The organism is Streptomyces sp. NPDC088747, assembly GCF_044751025.1.
Taxonomy (GTDB): domain Bacteria; phylum Actinomycetota; class Actinomycetes; order Streptomycetales; family Streptomycetaceae; genus Streptomyces.
In genome coordinates, this window is record NZ_JBIVKZ010000004.1 from 263,490 (window position 1) to 285,575 (window position 22,086).

Sequence of the window (22,086 nt, forward strand, 5' to 3'; positions counted from 1 at the left end):
CAGGCAGCAGATCATGGACGCGCTGCGCGGTCCCGCGGGTCTGCGCCCGGGGGAGCGGACCGATCCGGACCGGCTCGCCGAGCGTCTGTCGGTGGTGCCCGGCCGGCGACGCCTGTTCGCCGCCGCGTACGCGGCACTGGTGCACGGCGGCCACCTCACGGCCGACGGCACGGTGACCGCACTGCACCACGACGCCCCCGCGCTCAGCGCCGACCTGGCCGTGACCCACCCGCACAGCACCGGCGCGCTGGAACTCATCGCCGACTGTGCCGCGGCGCTGCCCGACGTGCTCGCGGGCCGCAGAGCGGGACTTGAACTCCTGTTCCCGGGCGGCTCCGACCGGCGGGTCGCCCCGCTGTACCACGACGACCCGCGGTCGGCCTTCTTCAACGACGTCTGCGCCGGTGCCGTACGGGCGGCGGTCGCGCGCGTGCTCGACGACGATCCGCGAGCCGAGGCCTCCGTACTGGAGATCGGCGCCGGAACCGGCGGAACCAGCCGCCCGGCCCTCGCTGCCCTCGCGCCGTACGCCTCACGGCTGAGCTACGACTTCACCGACCTGGCCACCGGTCTGGTGCGGCGGGCTGAGCAACGCCTGGGTGCCGAGCACCCGTTCGTACGTTTCCGGGTGCTGGACGTGTCCACCGATCCGCAGGCGCAGGGGTTCCCGGCGGGCGGCTGGGACGTGGTGCTCGCCGCGAACGTCCTGCACGCCACCCCCGACCTGCGGCAGACCCTCGCCAACTGCCGCCGGCTGCTGCGTCCTGGCGGCGTCCTGGTCCTCAACGAAGCCACCCGGGTACTCGACTCGGTGAACGTCGTCTTCGGCCTGACGGACGGCTGGTGGGCGTACCGGGACGGCGAACTGCGGCTGCCGCACGCGCCGTTGCTACGACCCGACGCCTGGCGGGCGGTACTGGCCGCGTCCGGTTTCCGGGACGTCCGCGTCCAGGGCGTGCCCGGAGCTCCCGACGCCGAGTCGGGGCAGCACATCCTGATCGCCGAGCACGACGGCTGGACGGAGGTGCCGGGCGAGGCCGCGACATCGGCGACCGTGTCCGCGGCACCGGTGACCGTCCCCGTGCCGTCCCCGCCGGTGCCGCCGCGGGTACAGGACGAGGTGACCGTCGCCGCGCCGTCGGCCGACGCGCTCAGCCGGGCGGTCGCCTGGCTGACCGGGGCGTTCGCCGACGTCCTGCGCATCCCGGCTGGGGAGCTGGAGTCGGCCGCGCCCCTGGAGGTCTACGGCGCCGACTCGCTGATCACCATGGAGGTCGCCGACCGCGTCGAGCGCGAACTGGGCGCGGACATCGGCCCGTTGCCCTTCCTCGGCGGCACCATCGGCTCCGTCGCCGAAGTGCTCGCCGCGGCGGGAAAGTTCGGCGACGACGGCACGAGCGCGGCGCCGGACGCCACCGGCGTCGACCAGCGGGCCGCGGCACCGGCCGCCGGGACCGGTGAACCGGCCGTCGACATGGCTGAACCGGCCGTCGAGACCGGTGGGAACGTCGAACCGGCTGTCGAGAAACCTGAACCGGCCGTCGTCCCCTGGGATGTGACACCCGCGCCGGGCGCGCGCTCCGACGTACAGCCGGTGTCGCCGCGGAACAGCCGCCCGCCTCAGCCCATCGCCGTCATCGGGCTGGCAGGCCGGTACCCCGGAGCCGACAGCCTGGACGCCTTCTGGGAGAACCTCCGTACCGGCCGGCGCTCCATCAGCGAGGTTCCCAAGGACCGTTGGACGCTCTCGCAGCACCACGACGCTCCCGGCAGGGCCCCGCACCGCTGGGGCGGCTTCCTGGACGGCGTGGATCTGTTCGACCCACGTCTCTTCCGGATCTCGCCCCGTGAGGCGGAACGGATGGACCCGCAGGAAAGGCTGTTCCTCCAGTGCGTCTGGGAGGCGCTGGAGGACTCCGGCAGCTCCGCGGAGGTTCTCGGCGCGCGGGCCGGTGCGGCGGGCGTGGGCGTGTTCGCCGGCGTCAGCGGATCCCCGTACCAGCAACTCTCCTTGGAGCGCTGGGGACTTGGCCGCCGCGAAGCCCCGCCCTCCGGGGCCTGGTCGGTGGCGAACCGGGTCTCGCACGTGTACCGCTTCGGCGGTCCCAGTCTCGCGGTGGACACCGTCTGCTCCTCCTCGCTGACCGCGCTCCACCTGGCCTGTGAGTCACTGCGCGCCGGAGAGTGCGCGGCGGCGGTGGCCGGCGGCGTCAGCCTGGTGCTCCACCCTTCCCATCATCTGGCCCTGTCCGCGGCGACCATGCTGTCCTCCGACGGCCACGGCCGTGCCTTCAGCGCGACCGCCGACGGAATCGTCACCGGCGAGGGCGTCGGCGTGGTGGTCCTGAAGCCGCTCGACGCCGCGCTCCGTGACGGAGACCGGGTGCACGGCGTACTCCTCGCCTCAGGCATCAACGCCAACGGATCCACCGGCGCCTACGCGACACCGGACCGCACCGCGCAGCACCGCCTGACCAGCGCCGTGCTCGACCGGGCCGGTCTGGTTCCAGGGGACATCCAGTACGTGGAGGCGGCGTCCGCCGGCTCCCCGCTGGCCGACCCGCTGGAGGTCCTGGCGCTCGGCGACCTGTACGGCCCGGACGGCGGCCTGTACGTCGGCTCCGTGAAACCCGCCATCGGCCACCTGGAGGCGGCCTCGGGCATGGCACAGCTCACGAAGGTGCTGTTGCAGCTCAGGCACGGGCGGCTGGCGCCCACGCTCGACTGCGACCCACTGCACCCAGACATCGAGAACTCCGGTCTCCGCCCGGTCCGCACGGACACCCCGTGGGTACGGGCCGCCGGCGGTCTCCGGCGCGCGGCCGTGAGCGCCTTCGGCGCCGGCGGTGCCAACGCGCACGTCGTCGTCGAGGAGGCCCCGCCGGCCCCGCCCCGGGAAGAGCATGGCCCGGACCGGCCGCAGGTCGTCGTGGTCTCGGCCCACCGGGAGGAGCAACTGCGGCTCGCCGTACGTCGGTTGCGTGACCGCCTCGCGGCGGCGGGCGCCGCCCTGCCGCTGCCCGACGTGGCCCGGACCCTGCAACTCGGCCGTGCCGCGCTCGCGTACCGACTGGCCTTCGTCGCCAAGGACACGGCCGGAGCGGTGGCCGCGCTGACCGCCCACCTGGACGGCCGGGGCACCGAGTACGGAGTACTGACCGGCCGGGCCTCGCGCACACCGCACCCGGCCGCCCTCACCACCGACGATCCGGCGGCCGTCGACGATCAGGCTGCGCTCGCCGCGGCCTGGATCTCAGGAGCCCCCGTGGACTGGACCGAGCAGGACCGCGACCAGGAACGCCGGGTCGTCCCGCTGCCGCACTACCCCTTTGCCGAGGAGCGTTACTGGATGTCCGACACACCGGCTCCCACCTCCCTTGCGGAAACCGTCCCGGCAGTCGCGGGTACGGACTCGGCGGCCGAGCCCGCCGGTCCCATGGCCGCCCCCGCCGGGCCGCTCGCGTCCGTCCCGACGCCCGTTGAGCCGACCACCCATGCGTCCGTGCCCGTGCCCGAGCCCGTCCCGGCTTCGACGACCACGGCGGACCGCGTGCGTGCCGCGGTCGTCTCCGGGATCGGCGAGGTGCTCGGGGTCTCCGCCCGCGACGTGGATTTCGCCGACCATCTCAGCGACTACGGCTTCGACTCCGTGAGCGTGCTGGCCCTGGCCGCCCGTCTGGAGACCGACCTGGGTGTGCCGGTCAGCCCTACCGCGCTGTACGCCGCTCCGGATCTCGCCGGGCTGGTGGACCTCATCGCCACGACCTCGCCTGCCCAGGCGGCTCCGGAGCCCGCGGCGCCGACTCCGGTCTCCGTGCCCGCTTCTGTCTCCCCGGTGGCGACCCCGGTCTACGAGCCCGCCCCGGCGATCGCCGAGCGGACGTCCGAGTTCGCTCCGACGTCCGTCACGCGGACGCCCGCCGTGGCCGCCCCCCGCACCGGCCCCGAGCCGGTCGCCATCGTGGGCATGGCCGGAGCGTTCCCCGGCAGCCCGGACCTGGAAGCCTTCTGGGCCAACCTGATCGCGGGCCGCGACCTGGTCGGCACCGTCCCCGCGGGCCGGCCGGACGAGGCGGCTCCCGAGGGAACAGGCGGGTTCCTGAGCGACATCGACCACTTCGACGCCGAGTTCTTCCGGATCTCGCCTCGTGAAGCCCGGCTCATGGACCCCCAGCACCGGCTCTTCCTCCAGTCGGCCTGGCGTGCCGTGGAGGACGCAGGCCACGATCCGCTCGGCCTCGCCGGCAGCGACACGGGGGTGTTCGTCGGCGTCGCGTCGTCGGAGTACTCGCAGCTCCTGCTGACACGCGGCGTTCCGGTGGACGGGCAGATGGCGACAGGCAACGAGCACAGCATGCTGGCCAACCGCCTCTCCTTCCTGCTCGACCTGCACGGCCCGAGCGAGCCGGTGGACACCGCCTGCTCCAGCAGCCTGGTGGCAGTGCACCGCGCCGTCCGGGCGATCCAGGACGGCGACTGCTCGGCGGCCCTGGCGGGCGGCGTGAACCTCATCCTGAACACCAACGGCTTCCAGGCCTTCGGCAGTTCGGGGATGCTCGCCGCCGACGGACGCTGCAAGAGCTTCGACCACCGGGCGGACGGTTACGCCCGGGGCGAGGGCGTCGGCACGCTGTTCCTCAAGCCGCTCAGCCGCGCGGAGGCGGACGGCGACGCGATCCACGCGGTGATCCTGGGCAGCGCCGTCAACCACGGCGGCCGGGCCACCTCCCTGACCGCTCCCTCCCCGACGGCCCAGGCAGCCGTGATCAGCGCCGCGCTCAAGCGCGCCGGGGTCGGGGCGGACACGATCGGCTACGTCGAGGCGCACGGCACCGGCACGGTGCTCGGCGACCCCATCGAACTGCAGGGCCTCACCCGGGCGTTCCGGCACAGCGGGTGGAACGGCTCTGGACGTGGCTGCGCACTCGGCACGGTGAAGACCAACGTCGGTCACCTGGAGACCGCGGCGGGCGTCGCCGGCGTCATGAAGACCGTCCTCGCCATGCGGCACCGCATGCTGCCGCCGCTGCTGCACCTGGACCGCCCCAACCCGCTGCTCGAACTGGAGCGGAGCCCCTTCCACCTGGTGGACACCGCCCGCCCCTGGGACAGCCTCACCGTGAACGGCCGGGAGGAGCCGCGCCGGGCCGGTGTCAGTTCGTTCGGTTTCGGCGGTGCCAACGCCCATGTGGTGCTTGAGGAGTACCGCGGCCGTCCGGCGGGTCCTGTCGCTCCCGGGCCACGACTCGTCGTGCTGAGCGCCGTTCACGAGGAGCGGCTGACCGAGTACGCCGCCGACCTGCTGGCGCATGTCGAGCGTGCCCTGTTCCGGGGCGCCGACGCGGATGCCGATCTGGCCGATCTCGCCTGGACCCTGCAGACGGGACGGCCCGAACTCCCCTGCCGTCTCGCCCTGGTGGCGTCCAGTGGCGAGGAACTGACCGCCGCACTGCGCGCCGTGGTCGAGGGAACCGTCCCCTCCGACGGCACCGTCGCACTGGGCCGGGCCGACGGCGGGTCCGACATCGCGGCACTCGTCGGTCCGGATCCCGCACGGCTGCTCGCCTCCGGAGCAGAGGAGGGTCTGCGCCGCATCGGCTCCCTCTGGGTACGTGGAGCGACGATGGACTGGTCGGCACTGCGAGGTGGCGGACGCCGACCGGTCCGGCTGCATCTGCCGACCTATCCGTTCGCCCGGGAGAGCTACTGGCTTCCCGAGACCGCGGTCACGACGGCGTCCCCGGCCCCCGCGGCGCTGCTCCCCGCCGTCGAGCCGGTCCTCGAGAACCCGCCGCAACCGAAACCGCGAGCCGGCCGACCCACCACTCCCACGACGACTGCCCGCCAGGCTCCGGTCCGGGGTGAGGCGCCGGCCCCTGCTTCGGTTCGGGTGGAGGCTTCGACCCCGGCTCCGGACCGGCTTGAGGCTCCGACTCCTGCCCCCGCGCGGGTGGAGGCCCCGGCTCCGGACCGGCTTGAGGTTCCGACTCCTGCCCCCGCGGGGGTGGAGGCTCCGGCCCCGGCTCCGGACCGGCTTGAGGTTCCGACTCCTGCCCCCGCGCGGGTGGAAGCTCCGGCCCCCGCCTCGGTTCGGGTCGAGGCGCCGGCTCCGGCTCCCGCCCGGGGTGTGGCTCCGACCCCCGCTCCCGCCCGGGTTGAGCCTCCCGCCCCGGCTCCCGCGGGCGCCCCCGCTCCCGTCCCGACTCCGAATCCCGCTCGGCCCGAGCCCCCCGCCCCCACCCCGACCCGGCCCTCTGCCCCCACCCCGCCCCCGCTCGCCGCCACCGCCTCGCCGCAACCGTCGGCCGGAGCCGTGGAGGAACTCGGCGCCATCATCGCGGAGGGCGTCGGCATGACCGCCGGCAGTCTCGACCTCGACCGGGACTTCGCCTCGTACGGCATCGACTCCATCGCCGCGCTGCGCATCATGCAGCGCGTCCAGGCCCGGTTCGGCGAGGACGTCCCGATGGCCGCCATCTTCGAGTACTCCACGATCCGCGAGCTGGCCGCCCACCTCGCGGCGGACGGACACGCGACGGACGGACATGCGGCGGACGTACCCACGGCGGACGGGCCCGCGACCGGTGGGCCCGAGGCCCAGAGGGAGCCCGCACGGGACGAGCGACCCCCGGTGCCGCTCGAAGCGAAGGTCTTCGAACTGGCCCCGCCCGCTGACCACGAGAGCCCGCCCGTCTTCGCCCTCTACGGCGACACCGGTGAACTCAGCTGGCTGGTCAGTCTCCTCGACGGTCTGACGGGAGGAGGAGCGGTCCTGGGCGTCCAGGCGCCGGGCTTCGGGACGCGGCCGCCCGCCGCCACCGCCACGATGGCCGGACTCGGCCAGGACTGCGCCACGGCGATCCTGCGGGAACGGCCGACCGGACCTTTCCGGCTGGCGGGATACTCGACCGGCGCCCTGGTGGCCGTCGAGGCGGCCCGGCTTCTCGCCGAACAGGGGCATGAGGTCGAGCGGTTGACCCTGGTCGCCCCCGCCGTGCCAGGACGGCCCGCGGGCGGCGACGGGGCCGACGAGGTCCGGGCCGCCGCGATCGACCTCGGCGAGGCATGGGGAGCCCGCGAGCGGCTGGACGAGGTGCTGCTGCCGACCGGTTCCGACGTACCCACGGTGGCGGCCGGCGCCGCGCGCCTGCTGAGCGCACAGGCCGAACCACCCATGCCCGAGGAGAAGTTGGCCCCCTGGCTGGCGGCGGCAGGTGCCTGGCGCGGCGCCCTCGGCCGGGCCGCGGCGGACTACACGCCCAAACCGCTGACAGGCGCGGCCCGTACGGTGATCCTCGCAGTCGCCGACGCCGAACCGGCCGCGTGGCATCGCCTGGTCGTCCCGCCACCGGTTGTCCGCGAACTTCCTCCAGGCATAAGCCTGTTGGGCGACCCGATGGCTTCCGTCCGACTCCGCGACGCGGACGCGGACGTTCCGGAGTCGGAGTCGGAGTCGGAGCCAGAGCCGGAGCCGGAGCCGGAGCTGGACGCGCTGCCGGAGCCGACGCCGGTTCCCGAGCCGGAAGCGGACACCGCGGACGGGTTCGAGAACGCCGACGAGGACGAAGGCGCCCATCTGGTGTCCGTCAACGGCGGCGGCGAGCGTCCCGCCACCTTCTGGACCCACCACCTCTTCGGCGATGTCAGCTACTGCGTCTACCTCTCCCGCCATCTGGGGCCCGACTACCCGGTGTTCGCCATGGAACAGGTCGACTACGAGCTGACGTTCAGGTCGTTCGACGACATCCAGCAGATGAGCGCCGCCTACCTGGCCGCGCTTCGCCGGCGCAAGCCGCACGGCCCGTACCGGATCGGCGGCTGTTCCTTCGGCGGCGTGGTCGCCTACGAGATGACGCAACAGCTGCTGGCCGCGGGGGAGGAGGTCTCCCACCTGTACCTGGTCGACCCGCTGATGCCCGGCACCGGCGCGTGGGACGGCGTCGACGCGAGCGGTATCGAGGAGAGCGAGGGCGAGAACCTGGCCCTCATGCTCATCGGCAACTCGGCGTGCCAACTGTGGCGGGTCGACGAGCAGATCGGCGTGGACATGCTGCGGGGCCTGACCCTCGACGAGCAGTTCGACGCCATGGCCCGGCACGTCGTCGGGAACTCGCCGGCCACCCTGGCCCACGACCACGTGCTGAAGCTGATGCGCAGCAAGTGGGACGTGCTCCAGCTCAACGGCAAACTGCTCGACGGCTATGAGGCGGTGCCGCTGCCCGTCGCCGTGGACGTCACCGTCTTCCACGCCGAGCGGGGTTTCTCCGCCCCGGGCAACCCCTTCGGCATGCCGGCCATCCCGCGCACGGACGGGGACTCCAGCAACGGGCTCGCCGGGCTCGTGCCCGCCAGGTGCCTGACCGTCCACGCCATGGACGCCGACCACTTCACCATCGTGCTGGAGGAGAACCTCCAGCGGATCGCGGGCCTGCTGCGGCCCTCGCTGGACGAGGAGTGAGCGATGGATTTCAGTGTCTACTTCTTCGCCGCGGACGACCGGCGGACACCGCGCGAGCGGTACCGGTTCATCCTCGACGTGGCCCGCTTCATCGACTCGCGCGGGTTCCGGGCGATCTGGGTCCCCGAACGCCACTTCCAGGAGTTCGGCGGGAGCTTCCCCAACCCGTCGGTACTGGCCGCCGCCATCGCGGCGGTCACCGAGCGGATCCAGCTGCGCGCGGGCAGCGTCGTCGTGCCGCACCACCACCCCGTGCGCATCGTCGAGGAGTGGTCCCTGGTCGACCAGTTGTCCGGCGGGCGGGTGGGCCTGTGCCTGGCCACCGGCTGGCACAGCGGCGACTTCGTGTTCCAGCCCGAGCACTTCACCGACCGGCGGGAGTACACCCTCTCCACCATCGACACCCTGCGTGCCCTGTGGCGCGGTGAACCGGCGTCCTTCGAGGGACCCGAGGACAGCACCCTGTCGGTCCGCACCTATCCCCGCCCGCACCAGCCGGAACTGCCGCTCTGGATGGTGCACACCTCCAACCCGCAGACCTGGCTGGAGGCCGGCCGCCGCGACCTGGGCGTGCTGACGCTGCTGGACAGCTGGGAACGGCTGGCGGACAACATCGCCGCCTACCGCAAGGCACGCTCGGACGCCGGGCTCGACCCCGCCGCGGGTGTGGTCACCGTCGGCATGCACACCTACGTCGGCGAGGACGAGGAGCGGGTGTGGGCGCTGGTACGCGATCCGGTGCGGCGCTATCTCTCCACGTTCCTCACCCAGAAGCGCAGCGACGACGCCTCCACCGACATGTCGGACGCCGAGCAGGAGCAGCTCGCCGGTCTCGTGGCCAGGGACTTCTACGACCGTCGCTCACTGCTGGGAACCCCGGCGAAGTGCGCCGAGGTGGTCGAACGGCTGTCGGGGATCGGCGTCGACGAGATCGCCTGCCTGGTCGACTTCGGGCTGCCCTTCGACGAGGTGATGGCCGGCCTGCCCAGGCTCGACGCGCTGCGCCGGTCCTGCCTGCCACCGTCCGTCGGTGCGGACCGGCCCAAGCCCCGCACACTGGCCGGCTACTACGACCAGTGAGCGCCCCGGCGCCACGGTGCCCCGCCACCCGGGCGGGGCACCGGGTCCGTGTCAGCCGGCCTGCTCGACGAGGAGTTTCACCACCGATTCCCGGGAGGTCTGGAAGAAGAAATGGTCTCCGGACAGCGCGTTGAGGGTGAATTTCCCCGACGTGTGAACTTGCCATGCCTCCAGATCGGAAATTCTGCATTCCGTGTCCGATTTCCCGCCGAAGGTCGACAGCGGGCATTCGAGTGGCGGTTCAGGAATGTATTCGTAGGTTTCCTCGACGGCCACGTCCGCCCGCATGGCCGGAACATATACCTCCTTCATTTCGGCGTCCGCGCGCAGTGCCTGCGGGACGCTGTGGCAGCGGGCGTCGAGGGCGTCGAGGAAGCTGTCGGCGGGCAGCTCGTGGATCGGGTCGTAGCGCGGCGGAAGGTGTGGCGCGGGCTGCGCGGAGACGGCGAGCAGTGCGGGCAGCCGCCCGTGGTCGCGGCGCAGCCGACGGGCGAGGTCGAACGCGACGAGCGCCCCCGAACTGTGCCCGAAAAGGGCGAAGTCGCTGTTCAGGGCCTCGGCGCAGGCGGCGGCGGCAGGTATCGTAAGCTCGCTCATCGAGGTGGCGAGCGGCTCCGAGCGGCGGACCTCGCGGCCCGGCAGGCGGAGCATCCACAGCTCCACGTCCGGCGGCAGCAGGTCGGCGATGCCGTGGTACGCGGCGGTTCCGCTGCCGGCCCAGGGCACCGCCAGGATGGTGAGCCGGGGGTTGTGCCTGCGCCCGGCGCGGAGAAACCAGCGGTCGGAATCCAGCTGAATCTCGGTCATGTGCCGAGATGATAGAGCAGTGCGGGCCCGAGTCGGTCAAGCCTCGGGAAGAATCCCGGGACGGATATCGGAAGAGCGTCGACAGGGCTTCGGAAGGACTGCCGGCGGTTACCGGTCGGTCCGCGTGAAATTTGTTTCGAGACCATTGTGCGGGCCGTGTTCGGATCGCTAGTATCGACCGCTGTCAGGGCCCACGGAAATCCCATCAGTGAATTCCCATTGCCGTAGGAGGAGTCGACTCATGCGCGATGCCAGGACTGACGTCGACGTGGACCGGCACTCCGGGTGGACCCTGCACGGCCTGGCGCTGGCCCAGGCCGAGCAGCGCCCGGAGGCCATCGCGGTCCGGCACGCCGGCCGCGAGCTGACCTACCGTGAACTCGACGCACGGAGTGCCTCCCTGGCCCGCCTGCTGTTGCGGCGGGGGGTGGGCGCCGGCGAACTGGTCGGAGTGTCCATGGCACCCGCCGCCGAGATGGTCGTCGCGGTGCTCGCCGTCATGCGGGCGGGGGCGGCCTACGTCGCCGTCGACCCCGCGTATCCCGAGGAGCGGATCCGGTTCATCCTCACCGACAGCGGCGCCAGGACCGTCCTGGTGGACGAGGCCGCGGCCTGGGTGCCCGCGCTCGCGGGACTGGAGGGCCTGCGAACGGACCGGCCCGTGACCGACCCGGCGGCGATCGACCGGACGGTCACCGACCCGGACGAGACCGTCCCGCTCCCGGAGGTCACCCCCACCCAACTGCCGTACCTCATCTACACCTCGGGCTCGACCGGCCGCCCCAAGGGCGCCATGAACCGGCACGGCGGTGTGGCGCACACGATGCGGACCCTGGCCGAGGCGCTCGGCCTGGACCACACCGACCGCGTCCTCCAGGTGTCCTCCCTCAACTTCGACCTCTCGGTGATCGAGATCTTCGCGACCTTCGCGGTCGGTGGCACCGTGGTGATCCCGAGCGTGGCCGACCGCACCGACCCGGGTGCGCTCCTGGACCTGCTGGCCGCCGAGTCGGTCACGGTCTGGTCCTCGGCGCCGGCGCTGCTGCGCCCGGTCACCGACACCGCCCGGCGGCGCGGCGACGGACTGCCCGCCACGCTGCGCACCGTGGTGCTGGCCGGCGACCGCTTCCCGCCCGCCATGGTGGCCACCCTTGCCGAACTGGGCCCTGCCGTCCGTGCGCACAACGTGGCGGGAATGACCGAGGTCTCCTGTTGCAGCACGGTGTTCGCGGTACGCAAGGAGGACGCCGAGCGGGACGCGATCCCCTGGGGCCGTACGCTGCCCGGCCACACCGCGTACGTCCTCGACGAGCAGGGGCGCACGGTGCGCGACGGTGAGCGCGGCGAGCTCTACATCGGCGGCGTGGGTGTGGGCCAGGGCTACTGGCAGCGCCCCGAGTTGACCGGCGAGCGGTTCCTGCCCGATCCCTTCGCCAAGGCGCCGGGCGCGACCATGTACCGCACCGGAGACCTCGCGGCCGTCCTGCCCGACGGCGGCATCGAGTTCTTCGGCCGCCTGGACGGCCAGGTGAAGATCCGGGGCGTCCGGGTGGAGACGGGCGAGCTGGAGACCGCGCTGGAACAGCACGCCGACATCCGCGAGGCGGTCGTCGTGGCCCGTCATCCCCGGGTCGGGGAAGGTGTCCTCGTCGGCTACGTCGTACCGGAGGCCGGCCGTCTGCTGACCCCCGCCCAGTGCCGCGAGCACCTGGCCCGGACGGTCCCCGCGCACTCCATACCCACCCACTTCTTCTTCCTGTCGGGCATCCCGCTGCTCCCGAACGGCAAGGCGGACCGCTCCTCGCTCCCCTTCCCCGAGGAGCGGAGCCGGCCCGAGCCGGCGCATCCCGAGCAGGCGCACCCCGGACAGGCACAGGCCGAGCGGGCCGCCGCCGAACAGGGCGACGCGCTGCTGGCAGCGGTGACCCGGGTCTGGGAAGAGGTCCTCGGCCGGCCCGGCATCGGAGCCCACGACGAGTTCAGCGAACTCGGCGGCCAGTCCCTGGCCGCCATGGAGATCGTCGGACGGATCCGTGAGGGCTGGGGAGCCCCCACCGGCCTCGCGGCCTTCCTGGACCACTCGACCCCCGCACGCCACGCCGCGCATCTGCGCTCGATCGGCGCCACCGCGCCCCAGAACTGACGGAACCCCGGCTCCACCCATCGCTAGAGAAGGGCACGCCCGATGACCGCAACCTCCGCCATACCGCAGGCCGAACGGGAGATCGTCACCCGGATCGGCCGCTACTACGAGAAGGACGGCATGGCCGCCGACCGCGGAGAGGTGATCGGCTACCTGCTGATCTCCGACCCGGCGCGCCAGCGCGCGTCGGAGATCAGCGCCAGGCTGGGCATCTCCCGGGACGCGGTGGACAAGATGTCCGACCAACTGGTCCCCGCCGGGTTCTTCATCCGCGAGGACGCCGAGGACGGCGACTACTACCTCACTCTGCAGGACGCCACCTGGCCACGCGTCATCCAGCACACCTTCCTGAGCTGGCCGAACTTCCACCAGACGATGGCGGACGGCCTCAAGGCACTCGAAGCCGAAGGCGCCGACGCGGCACGGCTGGCCAGGCTGCGGAACATGGAGAAGCTCTTCCGCTACCTCGCCGCCGAGATGCCCGCCCTCTGGCACCGCTACGAGAAGACCAGCGCCGACCTCGCCTGACCCGTACCGAAGGGGGAACTCACCGATGCAGACACCGGTTTCGGCCGCCCGTCAGGCGGTCGACCCCAGATGGGTGCTCCGCCCGGAGCCCCGGGACGACGCCGCGCTGCGGCTGCTCTGCGTGCCGTACGCCGGGGGAGGCACCACCGTGTTCCACGGCTGGGTGGCCGGACTGCCCGACTGGATCGACGTATGGCTGCTGCGGCTGCCGGGGCGTGAGGTGCGGCTGCGGGAGGAGCCGCGGACCGACCTGCTGGCCCTGGCCAGGGAGGCAGCGGGGGCGCTGGCACCGGCGCTCGACCGCCCGTTCGCCCTGTTCGGCCACAGCCTGGGTGCGCTCATCGCCTACGAGGTGGCGAGGGAACTCCGGCGTACGCACCGGCTGGAGGCCTCCCACCTGACGGTCTCGGCGCGGACCACACCGGAGATCCCCCAGCCCGGCCGGATGTCCCATCTGCTCTCCGACGAGGAGTTCCTGGACGCCCTGGACCGCCGCTTCCGCGCGGTGCCGGCCCAGATCCGCCGGGATCCGGAGATGCGGGCCCTCTATCTGCCGGTGCTGCGCGGCGACATCACCATGCTGGAGACCTACCGCTACCGCGCCGAGCGGCCGTTGCGCTGCCCGATCACCGCGCTCTGCGGCAGCGAGGACCCGGAGGCCAGCGACGAGGAGATGCGGGGCTGGCGGCACCACGGCATGGGCGGGTTCGCCCAGCACACCTACAACGGCGGTCACTTCTTCCTCCAGGAGCACCGCGACGCCCTCCTCGACCGGTTGACCCAGGACCTGGCCCGCACGGTGGTGCCCTAGCCGTCCCACCCGAGCCGTCGGTGTCGGCTCGTGCGTGCCGGTCACCGATACGGGTGACTCCGGTTCCGCTTGTATTGCAGATACAGTACGTTCGGAATACGCTGAACATCATGGCTATCACACACGACGAGGCGGTGCGTTTCGCCGAGGACGTGGCCCTGTACTTCGAACAGGACGCCGGTCTTCCGAGGATCTCCGGTCGCGTCATCGGTTGGCTGCTGATCTGTGATCCACCGGAGCAGACGGCGGGTCAGCTGGCGGAGACACTGCAGGCGAGCAAGGCGTCGATCTCCACGTCGACCCGGCAGTTGATCCAGGCGGGGCTGGTGGAGAAGATCTCGGCCCCGGGCGACCGGCGCACGTTCTACCGGATCAACGACAGCGGCTGGGTCGACTCGGTGTTCGAGCGACTCGCCGCCGTCTCCAACATCCTCAAGGTGCTGGAGAAGGGCAGCGAACTCCTCGCACAGGACACCCCGGCCCGCCGGGAGCGCCTGGAGAACGTCGCGGACCTGTACCGCTGGATGCAACGCGAACTCCCGCCGCTGCTGGCCCGTCACCGGGAGCAACGGCTTCTCAACGGAGGAAAGAAGTGACCTTAGCCGCCATCGAGACGTCCGGTCTCAGCAAGCGGTACCCCGGCGGCCGAGGCGTCGCGGATCTCGACCTCACCGTGCAGCGCGGGGAGATCTTCGGATTCCTCGGTCCCAACGGGGCCGGGAAGACGACGACCATGAAAATGATCCTGGACCTCATCCGCCCCACGTCCGGCACCATCCGGGTCCTCGGGCTCGACCCGGTGGCCCAGGGAGCGGAGTTGCGGGCCCAGCTCGGGTACCTGCCCGGCGAACTCGTCCTGGACGGCTCCGAGAACGTCGGAGAGCTGCTCGCCTTCTTCGCCCGGCTCCAGGGCAGCGTGGACCAGGCCTGGGTGACCGAACTCGCCGACCGGCTGGAACTCGACCGCTCCCGCAAGGTGAAGAACCTCTCCAAGGGCAACAAGCAGAAGGTCGGCATCGTCCAGGCGTTCATGCACCGGCCCGCGCTCCTGGTGCTCGACGAACCCACCAGCGGCCTGGACCCCCTGATGCAGCAGGTCTTCCTCAACCTCGTCACCGAGGCAAAGGACCACGGACAGACGGTCTTCATGTCCTCCCACATCCTCAGCGAGGTGCAGGAGGTCGCCGAGCGGGTCGCCATCATCAAGGACGGCCGGCTGGTCACCATCAGCACCGTCGCCGCGCTCCAGCAACAGGCCGTCAGCCAGGTCGAGATCCGCTTCGCCGAAGACTTCAGCACCGAGGACTTCGCCGGTCTCGAACACGTCGGTGCCGTCCGGGCCGACGGCCACACGCTGCACTGCACCGTCGACGGCAGCGTCGACGCCCTGGTCAAACAGGCCGCCCGCTACCGCGTCGAGGCACTGTTCTGCCACAAGCCGGACCTCGAATCCCTCTTCATGGACGAGTACGTCAAGGAAGGCGCCCCCGTTGTCCACTGAACTCCCCGTGTTCGGCAAGGCGGTTCGCGACCAGCGGCGCGGGCTGCTGCTCTGGGGACTCGGCGTCGCGCTGGTGACCGCCATCTACACCTCGTCCTACTCCCAGGTGAAGAACCAGGCCGACTCGCTGGACTCACTCCCCTCCGGCATGTCCGGCGCCATGAACTTCGACGACCTCTCCAGCGGCGCCGGCTTCCTGGAGGGCACGGTCTTCGGCCTGCTCGGACCCCTGCTGCTCCTCATCTTCGCCATCTCCACCGGTACGAGGGCTGTGGCGGCCCAGGAGCAGTCCGGGGTCCTCGACCTCTACCTCGCCTACCCGATCACCCGCGGGCGCCTGGGACTTGAGCGCTTCGGCGCCCTGTTCGTCGCGGTCCTCGCCCTGACCGTGCTGATCGGTCTGGAGGTGATGGCCCTGGCGTCCTCCCAGGACATGGACGTACCGGCCGGGAACATCATCGCCGGCGCCGTCCAACTCGGCCTGCTCGCCCTGTTCTTCGGCGCGCTGGCCCTCTCCATCGGCGCCTTCACCGGGAACCGGCCGGTCACCCTCGGCGCCACCAGTGCGGTCGCGGTGGGCACCTACGTGCTCAACGCGATCGCCTCACAGATCGACGGCGCGCACTTCCTCCAGCGGATCACCCCCTTCTACTGGGCGCAGGGCACCCATCCGCTGCGCGAGGGCTTCGACGTCCTCGGCGTGATCATCCTGCTCGCCGCCACGGCGGTGGCACTGGCCGTGGGAATGCGGGCCTTCGCCCGTCGCGACATCAACGCCTGACTCACGGCCCGACCTCACCACGCGACCGCCTGCCCGACCCTGCCGGGGCGCTCACCGCCCCGGCAGGTGGTTCAGCACTGTCCTGTGCCAGTTGCCCGACCTCGTGGAGGCACGTACATGGCAAAGCCGGTGATACCCGGGATGAAACAGTTACGCGGCTTCGAGAGAGCCCGGGTCGCGGCCTACCTGGCCGGATGCGTGTTCTTCTCCTACGGTGCCGCGTGCTTCATCAGAGCGGATCTGGGCACCGACCCGCTCGACGTCTTCGCCCTCGGCCTGCTCGAACACCTGCCGCTGACCATCGGGATCGCCCAGGCGCTGTTCGCCGCCCTGTGCATCGCCGTCTGGGCGGCCTGGAACCGCCGCCGCCCGGTGCTCTCGCCGTTCGTCACCTTCCTCTTCTGCGGCAGCATGATCGACCTCATGCGGGCCTGGGACCTCGCCGGACTGCCCCTTCCCGACCCTGTCCTGATGGTGCTCGGCAGCCTGCTGTGCGCGTACGGCTCCTCGCTGATCATCATCAGCGGCATCGGCATCCGGGCCATGGACCTCGTGGCGATCAGCATGACCGAGCACTGGCGCTGGCCGTTCTGGGCCGCCAAGTTCAGCACCGAACTGCTGCTCCTGGTCGGCGGATACCTGCTGGGCGGCCCGGTGGGCATCGGCACCGTCTGTTTCCTGGTCGTGGTGGACCTCCTCGTACAGCCCCTGATGAGGCTGAACGGGAGCGTGCTGCGGCTGCGCAACGCGGGCATGCCCAGCCTGAGCGTCGCCAGAACCGCCGCCTGACACCGGCGGCGCCTCCGCGCAACCCGCCTCACGCGACCGCCCCGGCCGGAAAATCCGGCCGGGGCGGTGCGAGTCGCGGACCAGGGTCCGCGGACGTACGTCAGGCGAGGGTCGCCAGCGTGTCGTTCCAGGTGGCCGACGGTCGCATGATCTTGGCGGCCTTCGCCGGGTCGGGCTGGTAGTAGCCGCCGATCTCGGCGGGGGAGCCCTGCACCGCGTTCAGCTCGTCGACGATCGTCCGCTCCTGCGCGGTGAGCGTCTCGGCGACCGGGCCGAAGACCTTGGCGAGGTCGGCGTCGTCGGTCTGCCGGGCCAGCTCCTGCGCCCAGTAGAGGGACAGGAAGAAGTGGCTGCCGCGGTTGTCGATGCCGCCGACGCGACGGGTCGGCGACTTGTCCTCGTTCAGGAACGTCGCCGTCGCGCGGTCGAGGGTGTCGGCGAGGACCTGGGCGCGCGCGTTGCCCGTGGTCGTCGCGAGGTGCTCGAAGCTGGACGCCAGCGCGAGGAACTCGCCGAGGCTGTCCCAGCGCAGGTAGTTCTCCCGGACCAGCTGCTGCACGTGCTTCGGCGCGGAGCCGCCGGCGCCCGTCTCGAAGAGGCCGCCGCCCGCCATCAGCGGGACGATCGAGAGCATCTTGGCGCTGGTGCCCAGCTCCAGGATCGGGAAGAGGTCGGTGAGGTAGTCACGCAGTACGTTGCCGGTGACGGAGATCGTGTTCTCGCCGCGCCGGATGCGCTCCACGGAGAGCTTCGTCGCCTCGACCGGGGACATGACGCGGATGTCCAGGCCCTCGGTGTCGTGCTCCGGAAGGTAGCGCTCGACCTTCTCGATGAGCACGGCGTCGTGCGCGCGGGTCTCGTCCAGCCAGAACACCGTGGGGTCGCCGGTGGCGCGGGCGCGGGTGACGGCCAGCTTCACCCAGTCCCTGATCGGCGCGTCCTTGGTCTGACAGGCGCGGAAGATGTCGCCGGCGGATACGGCCTGCTCCAGGACGACGTTCCCGGCCTCGTCGACGAGGCGGACCGTGCCGGTGGTCGCGATCTCGAAGGTCTTGTCGTGGCTGCCGTACTCCTCGGCCTTCTGCGCCATCAGGCCGACGTTCGGGACCGTGCCCATGGTCGCCGGGTCGAAGGCGCCGTTGGCGCGGCAGTCGTCGAGGACGACCTGGTAGACGCCCGAGTAGCTGCTGTCCGGCAGCACCGCGAGGGTGTCCTTCTCCTGGCCGTCGGGGCCCCACATGTGACCGGAGGTGCGGATCATCGCCGGCATCGACGCGTCGACGATCACGTCGGAGGGCACGTGCAGGTTGGAGATGCCCTTGTCGGAGTCGACCATCGCCAGCGCCGGGCCGTCGGCGAGCTCGGCGTCGAAGGACGCCTTGATCTCGGCGGCCTCGGGCAGCGACTCCACGCCCTTGAAGATGCCGCCGAGACCGTCGTTCGGGGTCAGACCGGCGGCGGCGAACGTCTCGCCGTACTTGGTGAAGGTCTTCGGGAAGAAGGCGCGCACGACATGGCCGAAGATGATCGGGTCCGAGACCTTCATCATCGTGGCCTTGAGGTGCACCGAGAACAGCACGCCCTCGGCCTTGGCACGGGCGATCTGCGCGGTGAGGAACTCCCGCAGCGGCGCGACGTGCAGCACGGACGCGTCCACCACCTCGTCCGCCAGCACGGGTACCGACTCGCGCAGCACGGTGGTGGAGCCGTCGTCACCGGTCAGCTCGATACGGAGCGAGCCCGGCGCGGAGATCACGACGGACTTCTCGGTGGAGCGGAAGTCGTCCACGCCCATGGTGGCGACGTTCGTCTTCGAGTCCGGCGTCCACTTGCCCATGCGGTGCGGGTGGGTCTTCGCGTAGTTCTTGACCGACGCGGGCGCCCGGCGGTCGGAGTTGCCCTCACGCAGCACCGGGTTCACGGCGCTGCCCTTGACCTTGTCGTACCGGGCGCGGATGTCGCGCTCCTCGTCCGACTTCGGGTCCTCCGGGTAGTCCGGAAGCGCGTAGCCCTGCCCCTGCAGCTCGACGATCGCGGCCTTGAGCTGGGGGACCGAGGCCGAGACGTTCGGCAGCTTGATGATGTTCGCCCCGGGCGTCTTCGCCAGCTCACCGAGCTCCGCGAGCGCGTCCGGGATGCGCCGGTCCTCGTCCAGGAACTCGGGGAAGAGGGCGATGATGCGCCCGGCCAGCGAGATGTCACGGGTCTCCACAGTGACACCCGCCTGCGAGGCGTACGCCTGGACCACCGGCAGGAACGAATACGTCGCCAGGGCCGGGGCCTCGTCAGTGTGCGTGTAGATGATGGTCGAGTCAGTCACCGGGTGCTCCGCTCCACGTCTGCAACATTGCTCGACATCAAGATATCTCGTGAGCGGGCCCCTCTCGACAGGGGCCCGCGTTCACCGGCCACCGCCGGGCGGGCAGGTTCGCCCGGCTCAGCCCCGGGAGGCGTGCGGAGGCTGCGCCGCCGGGTTGCTCTCCTCCCGCTGCTGCGGGATGCCGGAGACGGTGATCTCCGGGAAGACGGCTGCCTGGATGGCCTCCTCGGAGAGGGCCGTACCGCCCTGCTGCAGCGCGACGGTCCGGGTGGGCGCCGGGATCCTGATCCCTTCCTCCCGGTACCGCTTGTGCAGGCGCTTGATGAACTCGTGCTTGATCCGGTACTGGTCGCTGAACTCCCCGACGCCGAGGATCACCGTGAAGCTGATGCGGGAGTCGCCGAAGGTGTGGAAGCGGACGGCGGGCTCGTGGTCGGGAACGGCGCCGGTGATCTCCGTCATCACCTCGGCGACGATGTCGGTGGTCACGCGCTCGACGTGGTCGAGGTCGCTGTCGTAGCCGACGCCCACCTGGACCAGGAGCGTCATCTGCTGCTCGGGGCGGTTGAAGTTGGTCATGTTGGTGCCCGCGAGCTGGGCGTTGGGGATGATGACCAGGTTGTTGGAGAGCTGGCGGACCGTGGTGTTGCGCCAGTTGATGTCGACGACGTAGCCCTCCTCGCCGCTGCTGAGGCGGATGTAGTCGCCGGGCTGGATCGTCTTCGAGGCGAGGATGTGCACGCCCGCGAAGAGGTTGGCGAGGGTGTCCTGGAGGGCCAGCGCGACCGCCAGGCCTCCCACGCCCAGGGCGGTGAGCAGCGGCGCTATCGAGATGCCCAGCGTCTGGAGCATCACGAGGAAGCCCATCGCCAGCACCACGACCCTGGTGATGTTGACGAAGATGGTGGCGGACCCGGCGACGCCCGACCTGGACTGGGCCAGCGACCTGACCAGACCGGCGACGAACCGGGCCGCGGCGACCGTGGCGACCAGGATGAGGAGCACCGTCAGGGTCCGGTTGACGTTGTGCCCGACCGACGGGGTCAGCGGAAGGACCGCGGCCGCCGACGCGATCCCGCCCGCTGTCGCCCCCCAGGGGACGAGGGTCCGCAGCGCGGCGACGACCAGGTCGTCGCCGCTCCAGTTGGTGCGCAGCGCGTGCTTGCCGAGCCAGCGCAGCAGCATGCGGGAGAGGAACGCGGCCAGGATGCCCGCGACCACGGCTGTCGCGGCGAGCATCCAGTCGTCCAGGGTGACGGTTCGGTTCATCGGCCGCCTCCCTGGTGACCGAAGGAAAGGCCCACGGGCCCGCTGTGAAGTGTCGTCACTTGCCACCTGCTCGAATCCGGGGAACGCACGATCATCCCCGGACCGACGTCCGTCATCCGGGGCGACCACTCATCCTGCCGCATCGACGCCCATGTCCGTGACCTGGTAAGGGCGTTGCCGGTCCAGGACGGATCCTGACCAACGGCGGTTGGCTGGGACGGATCCTGCGTTTCGGCGGCCGACCGGGACACCCTCTGCGTTTCGGCGGTTGGCCGAGACGGATGTCGGCCCTTCGGCGGTTGGCTGGGACGGATCCTGTCTTTCGGCGGTTGGCCGGGGCAGATCCTGCCTCTCGGCGGTTGGCTGGGACGGATCCTGTCTTTCGGCGGTTGGCCGGGGCAGATCCTGCCTCTCGGCGGTTGGCTGGGACGGATCCTGTCTTTCGACGGCCGGCCGGGACACCCCTGCCTCTCGGTTGCTGGCCGGGACACCCCCGCCCCTCGGTGGCCAGCCGGATCAGACCCCGCCCCTCGGCGGCTGGCCGGGTCGAGCCCCGCCCCTCGGTGGCCGACCTGGTCAGCCCCCACCCCTCGCGGCCGACCCGCACAGGCTCAGATCACCTTCAGCCGGACCAGCGCCCCCAGCGTCAACGCCCCCGGCAGCAGCGGCGCCCACACCGTGATGATCCGGTACGCCAGCACGACCGCCGTCGCCACGGCCACCGGACCGCCCGCCGCGACCAGCGCGATGATCAGCGCGGCCTCCACCGAGCCGATGCCGCCCGGAGTCGGCACCAGGGCGACCGCGACCGTCGCCGCGAGATAGGCGACCACCATGTACGCGGCCGGCACCGGCAGCCCCAACGCCATTCCCACCGCGACCAGTCCGGCTGCCTGGAGCGCGGGGAAGGCGAGCGAACCGCCCCACAGGGCCAGCGCGCGGACCGGCCGGGTGTGCACCGAGCGGGCCTCGCCGAGCGCGGTACGCAGGAAGCCGAAGACGGCCGTACGCACCCGCCGTATCAGCAGGAGAGCCGCCGCCGCGACGCAGAGCACCACGGCGCCGCCGAGCAGCAGGGGCCCGACCGCCCCGTCCGGCAGGAGACCACCGAGCCGCAGCGCGCCGGGGAAGGCGATCAGCAGGCCGGCCAGCAGGCTCACCCGGGCTATCGACTCGGCGCACAGGTACAGCGCGAGCGCGGCGGACGAGCGGGCGAGCGGCACCCCGCACACCGTCATGAACCGCAGGTTGACCGCGCTCGCGCCCAGGCCCGTGGGAAAGAGATGGTTGGCGGCGCCCGCCGCGACCTGCGTGGCGAGGAGCCGGCGCAGCGGCAGCCGTTCCATCACCGCGCCCTGGCGGGTCACGGCGGCCGCGACCCAGGTCCCGCAGGTCGCGGCGGCCGCGGCCACGAGCCAGGGCCACTGGGCGGTGGCCAGGTGGTGGAAGCCCTCGGTGAGCACGGACCAGTGCCGCACGGCGACCACGATCACCAGAGCGAGCGGAAGCAGGCAGAGGACCGGCCGGACGGACGAGCGGAGAGCCGACCGGAAGGCGGTGCGACTGGGGAACTCCTGGGGGAGTCGTACGGCTGTCACA

13 protein-coding genes (1 of these 13 cut by a window edge) are annotated in these 22,086 nt (G+C 71.6%); 9 read left to right on the forward strand and 4 right to left on the reverse strand.

Annotated elements, in window-relative coordinates; all coding sequences use genetic code 11:
- Positions 1–8,458, forward strand: the 3' portion of a protein-coding gene (locus ACIP79_RS12005) for an SDR family NAD(P)-dependent oxidoreductase (protein ID WP_401222295.1). It extends 6,191 nt beyond the left edge of the window; the window shows 8,458 of its 14,649 coding nt (coding positions 6,192–14,649); the start codon falls outside the window, past its left edge; it ends in the stop codon at positions 8,456–8,458.
- A 3-nt stretch (positions 8,459–8,461) separates the two neighbouring features.
- A complete protein-coding gene (locus ACIP79_RS12010; RefSeq protein WP_401222297.1) occupies positions 8,462–9,538 on the forward strand; it encodes a MupA/Atu3671 family FMN-dependent luciferase-like monooxygenase in 1,077 nt (358 codons plus the stop codon).
- Between the two features lie 51 nt (positions 9,539–9,589).
- Here ACIP79_RS12010 and ACIP79_RS12015 read toward each other — a convergent pair whose 3' ends face one another.
- Positions 9,590–10,345: a thioesterase II family protein gene (locus ACIP79_RS12015; RefSeq protein ID WP_401222299.1), complete on the reverse strand. Its 756-nt coding sequence runs from the start codon at positions 10,343–10,345 to the stop codon at positions 9,590–9,592.
- Positions 10,346–10,586: 241 nt separating this feature from the next.
- Here ACIP79_RS12015 and ACIP79_RS12020 point away from each other — a divergent pair, with 241 nt between their 5' ends.
- From ACIP79_RS12020 to ACIP79_RS12050, 7 genes are all read left to right on the forward strand, one after another.
- Positions 10,587–12,488 carry a non-ribosomal peptide synthetase gene (locus ACIP79_RS12020; RefSeq protein WP_401222301.1) on the forward strand — a complete coding sequence of 634 codons (1,902 nt, stop codon included), beginning with the start codon at positions 10,587–10,589 and terminating at the stop codon, positions 12,486–12,488.
- Positions 12,489–12,530: 42 nt separating this feature from the next.
- Positions 12,531–13,016: a hypothetical protein gene (locus ACIP79_RS12025; RefSeq protein ID WP_383688323.1), complete on the forward strand. Its 486-nt coding sequence runs from the start codon at positions 12,531–12,533 to the stop codon at positions 13,014–13,016.
- 25 nt (positions 13,017–13,041) lie between these two features.
- On the forward strand, positions 13,042–13,827 hold the full coding sequence (locus ACIP79_RS12030; protein ID WP_401222304.1) for a thioesterase II family protein: 786 nt from the start codon (positions 13,042–13,044) through the stop codon (positions 13,825–13,827).
- Between the two features lie 110 nt (positions 13,828–13,937).
- The gene (locus tag ACIP79_RS12035) at positions 13,938–14,423 is read left to right on the forward strand and encodes a GbsR/MarR family transcriptional regulator (RefSeq protein ID WP_401222306.1); all 486 of its coding nucleotides are present in this window, start codon (positions 13,938–13,940) and stop codon (positions 14,421–14,423) included.
- A complete protein-coding gene (locus tag ACIP79_RS12040) occupies positions 14,420–15,328 on the forward strand; it encodes an ABC transporter ATP-binding protein (RefSeq protein WP_401222308.1) in 909 nt (302 codons plus the stop codon). The genes ACIP79_RS12035 and ACIP79_RS12040 overlap by 4 nt, the downstream gene beginning before the upstream one ends.
- Entirely contained in the window at positions 15,318–16,109 is a 792-nt protein-coding gene (locus ACIP79_RS12045; RefSeq protein ID WP_383688319.1) for an ABC transporter permease subunit, read from the forward strand. Before ACIP79_RS12040 ends, ACIP79_RS12045 begins: the two co-directional genes overlap by 11 nt.
- Positions 16,110–16,226: 117 nt before the next feature.
- Positions 16,227–16,898: a YitT family protein gene (locus ACIP79_RS12050; protein ID WP_401222310.1), complete on the forward strand. Its 672-nt coding sequence runs from the start codon at positions 16,227–16,229 to the stop codon at positions 16,896–16,898.
- 100 nt (positions 16,899–16,998) lie between these two features.
- On the opposite strand, the gene ACIP79_RS12055 is transcribed toward ACIP79_RS12050, so the two are convergent.
- From ACIP79_RS12055 to ACIP79_RS12065, 3 genes are all read right to left on the reverse strand, one after another.
- Positions 16,999–19,218 (reverse strand): NADP-dependent isocitrate dehydrogenase, encoded by a 2,220-nt coding sequence (locus ACIP79_RS12055; RefSeq protein ID WP_401222312.1) that lies wholly within the window; start codon positions 19,216–19,218, stop codon positions 16,999–17,001.
- A gap of 117 nt (positions 19,219–19,335) precedes the next feature.
- Positions 19,336–20,487, reverse strand: coding sequence for a mechanosensitive ion channel family protein (locus ACIP79_RS12060; RefSeq protein ID WP_401222314.1), 1,152 nt, complete (start codon positions 20,485–20,487; stop codon positions 19,336–19,338).
- 611 nt (positions 20,488–21,098) lie between these two features.
- Positions 21,099–22,085, reverse strand: a complete 987-nt coding sequence (locus tag ACIP79_RS12065) for a YbhN family protein (protein ID WP_401222316.1) — start codon at positions 22,083–22,085, stop codon at positions 21,099–21,101.
- Between the last annotated feature and the right edge of the window lies 1 nt (position 22,086).